General features: G+C 67.9%; 4 protein-coding genes. 2 read left to right on the forward strand and 2 right to left on the reverse strand.

Going from position 1 to position 6,440, the window contains the following annotated elements; all coding sequences use genetic code 11:
* Positions 1–22: 22 nt before the first annotated feature.
* Positions 23–1,696, reverse strand: a complete 1,674-nt coding sequence (cydC, locus tag O0J73_RS20955) for a thiol reductant ABC exporter subunit CydC (RefSeq protein WP_308309558.1) — start codon at positions 1,694–1,696, stop codon at positions 23–25.
* Positions 1,693–3,438 carry a thiol reductant ABC exporter subunit CydD gene (gene cydD, locus O0J73_RS20960; protein WP_308309559.1) on the reverse strand — a complete coding sequence of 582 codons (1,746 nt, stop codon included), beginning with the start codon at positions 3,436–3,438 and terminating at the stop codon, positions 1,693–1,695. Before cydD ends, cydC begins: the two co-directional genes overlap by 4 nt.
* A gap of 228 nt (positions 3,439–3,666) precedes the next feature.
* On the opposite strand from cydD, the gene O0J73_RS20965 reads away from it, so the two are divergent.
* Both O0J73_RS20965 and cydB read left to right on the forward strand, forming a co-directional pair.
* Positions 3,667–5,256, forward strand: coding sequence for a cytochrome ubiquinol oxidase subunit I (locus tag O0J73_RS20965; protein ID WP_006457005.1), 1,590 nt, complete (start codon positions 3,667–3,669; stop codon positions 5,254–5,256).
* Positions 5,257–5,271: 15 nt separating this feature from the next.
* Positions 5,272–6,423: a cytochrome d ubiquinol oxidase subunit II gene (gene cydB / locus O0J73_RS20970; protein ID WP_006457007.1), complete on the forward strand. Its 1,152-nt coding sequence runs from the start codon at positions 5,272–5,274 to the stop codon at positions 6,421–6,423.
* Positions 6,424–6,440: the final 17 nt, after the last annotated feature.

Consider the following 6,440-nt stretch of genomic DNA (forward strand, 5'->3'; position numbering starts at 1 on the left):
GGCCAGCGGCCGGCACTACCATTCACGGTTCGCGCAACAACACCCCATCACGCAACCGGTACTGCGCATCGACCACGCCGTCGGGCAGATCATCGTGGGTGATCATCAGCAGGCTGCGACCGTCCAGCAGTCCGGACAGGTCCTGCAGCAGCGCGCGTGCGGTATCCACGTCCAGCCCCTCGGTCGGTTCGTCCAGCAACAGGATCGGCGCTTTGCGCAACAGCGCGCGCGCCAGTGCCAGGCGCCGTGCCTGCCCGGCCGACATCGTCGCACCGTTCTCACCGACCCAGGCCTGCAGGCCGCCATTGCGCTCGGCCCATTCGGCCAGGCGTACCCGGCGTAGTACTGCCCACAGCTCGACGTCGTTGGCGTCGGGATCACCCAGCCGCAGGTTCTCGGCCACCGTGCCGGCAAACACCGGCGCGTTCTGCGGCAGCCACGCCAGCTGCCGATGCCACTCGGCCTGGGCGAAATCGCGCAGGTCGCGGCCGCCGTAGGTGATTCGCCCCTGCTGCGGATCCCACAGCCGCAGCAGCAGGCTGGACAAGGTGGTTTTGCCGCTGCCGCTGTCGCCGCGGATCGCGATGCGCTCGCCCGGTGCCAGGGTCAGCTGCAGGCCGGACAGCACCGGCCGCGCCGCGCCCGGCCACTGGAAATGGACATCATCCCAATGCACGCGCGCCGCCTGTGGTACAGCGTGCGGCGTCGACGGATCCTCCACCGTCGGCGACTGCTCGACGATGGCCTGCAAGCGATCGGCGGCGATGCGCCCGGACTGCAGCGACTGCCAGGCCAGGCCCATGCCCGCCCACAACTCGATCAACGCCACGGTGAGGAACACCAGGCCGGCGGCCATTTCCGGCGCGATGCGCTGCTGTTCGGCCGCATGCAGGGCCAATGCCAGCATCGCCACCAGGCCGAGCCCTGCCACCAGGCCATGCAGGGTCGAGCCTGCAATCAGGCGCCAGCGCCGGCGACGGTCGCGCGAGGCCAGCTGCTTGGCCGCTACCCGCACCTTCAACTGCCACGCCGCATCGGCATGCAGCGCGGCCAGATCCCCGGCCCCTTCCAGTCCTTCGAATGCAGCGGTGCGCAACGCGGCGCGATGGGCGGCGCGGTCTGCTTCTTCATCATCGCGACCCCGCACGCCCAGCCACGGCACACCGACGGCGATCAGCAATGCCAGCACCGCCAGCAGCACGGCCGCCGACGGCAGGATCAGCGCCGCTGAAACCACCGCGACCAGCGACAACGCACCCAGCGCCACCAAGGGCCCTATGGCACGCACCAGCAGGCCATCCACCTCACCGATATCACCGAGCAGGCGTGCCAGCAGGTCGCCGGTACGCGTGGCCCCCAACCGCGCCGGCGCCAGTGGCAGCGCGCGGCGGAAGAACCACACGCGCAGGTCGCGGGCAATGCGCAGGGTGGCATCGTGGCCGACCAGTTTCTCGAAATAGCGCGACACGATGCGCGCCATGGTCAGGCCACGGATGCCGGCCGAGGGCGAGAAGAAATTGAAACCCTGGCCCAGCCCGGCCGCACCGGCCAGCGCGGCCGCGGTGAGGAAGCCACCGGACAGGCTCAGCAGCGCGGTACCAGCCAGCATCGTGGTCCACAGCAGCAGCATCGTCAGCAGCAGGCGCGACCGATGACGCAGGAACACTGCGCGCAGTGAATCAGGCGAACGGCTCATGCGCGCACCGCCTGCGCCGGCTCGACCACGCGCCCTTCGGGCAGCAGCAGGCAACGGTCGGCCCACGCGATCACCGCCGGGCTGTGGGTGGCGACCACCACGCTGCGGCCCCGCGCATACGCGGCCAGGCTGCGCAGCAGCGCGGCTTCGGTATCGGCATCGAGAAAGGCGGTCGGCTCATCCAGCAGCAGCACCTGCGGGTCGCGCAGCAGCAGGCGCGCCAGGCCGATGCGGCGCGCTTCGCCACCGGACAGGCCGAAGCCGCGCTCGCCGATCACCGTGTCCAGCCCCTGCGGCAGTCGTTGCGCGAACTGCAGCACCTGCGCCGCCTCGGCCACCGCACGCAGCCGTGCATCGCTGGCACCGGGGTCGGCCAACCGCAGGTTGTCGGCAATGCTGCCGTGGAACAGGTAGGGGCGCTGGCTGGCATAGGCCACCTGCACGCCGGGGCGCAGCTGCAACTTGCCGGCGCGTGGCGGCAACCAGCCGGCCAGCGCTTCCAGCAACGTGCTCTTGCCAGACCCGCTGGGGCCCACCAGGGCCAGCCGCTGGCCCGGTTCCAGCAGTACATCCAGATCCTGCAGCACATCGTGCGGTGCGCCCAGCGGACGCAGCACCAGCCCCTGCGCGCGCAGCGGCGGCAAGGCGGCCTCGGCCGGCTCCACCGCCAGCGCGGCGCCCTCGTTGTCGAGCAGGCCCTGTTCGTCGGGCAGCGACTGCAGCAGGCGCTCCACTTCTGCGGCCGCCGCCAGGGCGTTGGCACGGTCGTGGTAGTGCGCGGCCAAGCGCCGCAGTGGTGCGTAGAACTCCGGGGCCAGCAGCAGGCAGAACAGGCCCGCGCCCAGCGTCGGCACCGCTGCATGCAAAGACATCATGCCGAGGTAGCTCAGGCCCAGGTACAGCGCAACCATCGCCACGCTCACCGAGGCGAAGAATTCCAGCACCGTGGATGACAGGAACGCGATCCGCAGCACCTTCAGCGTGCGCAGGCGCACGCCTTCGGCGGCGGCCTCCACGCCAGCCAGTTCGGCTTCGCCACGGCCGTACAGACGCAGCAGGCCCAGGCCCTTGATGCGATCGGCGAAGTGGCCGCTCATCCGCGCCAGTTCCCCCAGCTGGGCGCGACCGGCCGCTTCAGCGCCCCACCCCACCAGCATCATGAAGAACGGCACCAGCGGCGCGGTGAACAACAGGATCAGCGCCACCACCCAGTCGACCCAGGCCACTGCGGCCAGGATCAGCAGCGGCACCACCACCACCTCGGTGCGTACCGGCAGGAAGCCGCTGTAATAATTCTCGATCGCATCACCGTGATGCAGCACCAGTTCGCCCAGCTCGCCGGTGCGGCGCTGGCGCAGCCACAGCGGGCCATGGCCCAGCAGGCGCGCGAACACGCGTTCGCGCAGTGCCAGCCGCGCAGCATCGGCCACATCACCGGCTGCGGCCTGGGTGGCGCTGCCCAGCAGCGTGCGCAGCACCAGGATCAGCGCCAGTCCGCCCAGCACCGGCAGGGCCGACGCCAGCGGCGCGCGCTCCACCAGCACCTGCTGCACCAGCCAGGCAATGGCGGCGGCCTGGCCGATCAGCAGCGCCCCGGACAGGCTGATGCACAGCGCCGCCAGGCGCTGGCGGCCCCGGGCGGGCCGCGCCAGATCGGCCAGCCATGCAGTGCGGGCGCGCCGCTGGCGGGTCGTTTCGGCTTCCTGGGAAAGGCCGTCGGGGGTTGTTTCGGCAGCGCTCAAGAGGTCTTCACGGGCAACGGGGGACACACGGCATTGTAGGCGCAGGCAATAGCCGGCCCCTGCGGCCGGCAGTCGCAGTCTTCATCAGGTTGGCATACGATCAACCGGGTCACCTGTTCATACATTGATCTGGATCAAGGCTGTTTGAAGTAGTCGGTCACATCATTCACGTCGTAGACCACCCTTCCCGCCACCTGCAACGGCACTATCCAACGAGGTAGCCAGGCCATGATTGATCAGACAGTCGTAGAACTGTCGCGGCTGCAATTCGCGCTGACCGCGATGTACCACTTCCTATTCGTACCGCTCACCCTCGGCCTGTCCTTCATGGTGGCCATCATGGAGAGCGTGTACGTGATGACCGGCAAGGAGATCTGGCGCAGGATGACCCTGTTCTGGGGCGTCCTGTTCGGCATCAACTTCGCCATGGGCGTCGCCACCGGCATCGTGATGGAATTCCAGTTCGGCATGAACTGGTCCTACTACAGCCACTACGTGGGTGACATCTTCGGTGCGCCGCTGGCCATCGAAGGCCTGATGGCGTTCTTCCTGGAAGCCACCTTCGTCGGCCTGTTCTTCTTTGGCTGGAACCGCCTGAGCAAGGTCAAGCACCTGATGGTGACCTGGCTGATGGCGCTGGGCACCAACCTGTCGGCGATCTGGATCCTGATCGCCAACGGCTGGATGCAGAACCCGACCGGTGCGGTGTTCAACCCGGAAACCATGCGCATGGAAGTCGTCGACTTCATGGCGGTGGTGTTCAACCCGGTGGCACAGGCCAAGTTCGTGCACACCGTCAGCGCCGGGTACGTGACCGGTGCGGTGTTCGTGATGGCGATCAGCGCCCTGTTCCTGCTGCGCAACAAGCACAAGGACCTGGCCCGTCGCTCGTTCGCGGTGGCCGCAGCGTTCGGCCTGCTGTCCTCGCTGTCGGTGGTGGTGCTGGGTGACGAGAGCGGTTACGCCGCCAGCGAACACCAGAAGATGAAGCTGGCCGCGATCGAAGCGATGTGGGAGACCGAGCGTGCGCCGGCCGACTTCACCGCCTTCGGCATCCCCAACCAGCAGACCCACCAGAACGATTACGCGGTGAAGATCCCGTACCTGATGGGCCTGATCGCCACCCGCTCGTTGAACCAGCCGATTCCGGGCATCCTGGAGCTGGTCGAGCGTGCCGAACACCGCGTGCGTGGCGGCCAGCTGGCGTACGGTGCGCTGGAACGCCTGCGCGCCAACAAGAACGATGTCGAAGCGCGCGAGATGTTCGACCGCCACTGGCAGGACCTGGGCCACGGCCTGCTGCTCAAGCGCTACCGCGATGACATCCTCAACGCCACCCCGCAGGAGATCTCGCAGGCCGCGATGGATACCGTGCCGCGCGTGATGCCGCTGTTCTGGACCTTCCGCGTCATGGCCGGGCTCGGCTTCTACCTGATCGCCTTCTTCGCACTGGCCTTCTACTACTCGTGCCGCAACAACTTCCAGGACAAGCGCTGGTTCCTGAAGGTGGCCTTGTGGACGCTGCCGGCGCCGTGGATCGCGATCGAGTGTGGCTGGTTCGTGGCCGAGTACGGTCGCCAGCCATGGGCGGTTGATGGCGTGCTGCCGACCTTCTATGCGGCATCGGGCCTGGCCCTGCACGAAATCGTGCTGACCCTGGCCGGCTTCACCGCGATCTACACCGCGCTGATCGTGGTCGAGATCAAGCTGATGCTCAAGGCGATCCGCAAGGGTCCGGACGAGGTGCTGCCGTCGCTGCAGTCGCCCCAGCCGCATGCTTCCCACAATGCCTCGGCGCCGGCCGCCGGCCAGGCCTGAGGCAGGAGAACCAAGATGGATTTCATTCTTCTGGACTACACCACGCTGCGCGTGATCTGGTGGCTGCTGCTCGGCATCCTGCTGATCGGCTTCGCCGTGATGGATGGTTTCGACCTGGGCGTGGGCACGCTGCTGCCCTTCGTCGCCCGCAACGACGCCGAGCGCCGGCTGGTGATCAACACCATCGGCCCGGTCTGGGAAGGCAACCAGGTGTGGCTGGTGCTCGGTGGCGGTGCGATCTTCGCCGCCTGGCCGCCGCTGTATGCGGTCAGCTTCTCCGGGTTCTACCTGGCGATGTTCGTGATCCTGTTCGCGCTGATCCTGCGTCCGGTCGGTTTCAAGTTCCGCAGCAAGATGCCCAGCGAACGCTGGCGCAACACCTGGGACTGGGCGCTGTTCATCGGCGGCTTCATCCCGGCGCTGATCATGGGCGTGGCGGTGGGCAATGTGGTGCTGGGCGTGCCGTTCCACTTCGATGACAGCATGCGCATCTTCTACACCGGCTCGTTCTTCGGCCTGCTGATGCCCTTCGCGCTGCTGGCCGGCCTGCTCAGCGTGTCGATGCTGGTCGCGCACGGTGCCGCCATGCTGGTGATCAAGACCGACGGCCCGGTGGCCGAACGTGCGGCCCGCTTCGGCAGCATCGCGGCGATCATCGCCTTCGTGCTGTTCGCGGTCGGCGGTGCCTGGGTGGCCTTCGGCCTGCCGGGTTACCAGATCACCTCGCAGGTGGTCACCGATGGCGCCACCAACCCGCTGCTGAAGACCGCCGAACTCGGCGCCGCCGGTGGCTGGATGCGCAACTACAGCGCGATGCCGGCCACGATCCTGGCCCCGCTGCTCGGCCTGGCCGGACTGCTGGCCAGTGCGGTATTGCTGCGTGCCCGTCGCGGCGGCCTGGCCTTCATCGCCTCGGGTGCAGCGATCGCCGGCATCATCCTGACCGTCGGCTTTGCCATCTTCCCGTTCCTGCTGCCGTCCTCGAGCCAGCCCACCTCCAGCCTGACCGTGTGGGATGCCTCGTCCAGCCACCTGACCCTGTGGATCATGCTGCTGGCTACGGCGGTGTTCCTGCCGATCATCCTCGCCTACACCACCTGGGTGTACCGCGTGCTGAAGGGCAAGACCACCAGCGAAGAGATGGGCAACAACCCGAACGCTTACTGATGGCCGGTGTGCCGGCC

This window comes from Stenotrophomonas sp. Sm6012 (genome assembly GCF_030985895.1).
GTDB classification, from domain to species: domain Bacteria; phylum Pseudomonadota; class Gammaproteobacteria; order Xanthomonadales; family Xanthomonadaceae; genus Stenotrophomonas; species Stenotrophomonas forensis.